Source organism: Bacillus pseudomycoides DSM 12442, assembly GCF_000161455.1.
Taxonomy (GTDB): Bacteria; Bacillota; Bacilli; order Bacillales; family Bacillaceae_G; genus Bacillus_A; species Bacillus_A pseudomycoides.
Window position 1 is genome coordinate 5,773,089 of record NZ_CM000745.1, and the last position, 465, is coordinate 5,773,553.

Annotated in this window: 1 pseudogene; it reads left to right on the forward strand. The window is 36.1% G+C overall.

The annotated features are described in order from the left end of the window. Positions 1 to 458, forward strand: a pseudogene (locus BPMYX0001_RS29130) (SH3 domain-containing protein); the annotation flags it as partial. Positions 459 to 465 lie beyond the last annotated feature (7 nt).

Genomic DNA, 465 nt, shown 5'->3' on the forward strand with positions numbered 1-465 from the left:
CAGATGTGGATACTCGAAAGAACGTTTCGTTACCTTCTGGATGGGAAACAAATAATATAGGTTCTATCACTGTCACACAGCCTCATTCAAAGGTATATTCAGCGCCTAGTGAAACATCAGAGCACGTTGGTGATGTTCCCAAAGGAAGTGGCCATATATACTTAGATTGGCATTATGATGGTAGTCGTTTCTGGTATAAAATTGCAGAAAATAATTGGATCCGTGAAGACGTTTGTAAAATTAATAAAGACGGAAAATCAAAAGGAGTTGTTTGGATTTCTGGCACAAACATCAATCTTAGAAAAGGTGCTTCCACTGGAGATCCTATTATAAATAAAATTACAAAACAATCTGCTTACGATGTTCATTATCGTTATGAGAATTGGATTTATGTAACGGGTGAAGGTGTTGAAGGTTGGATGTATTTCGATGAGAGTTATACAAAGTGGCTTAGATAGTTTAAAA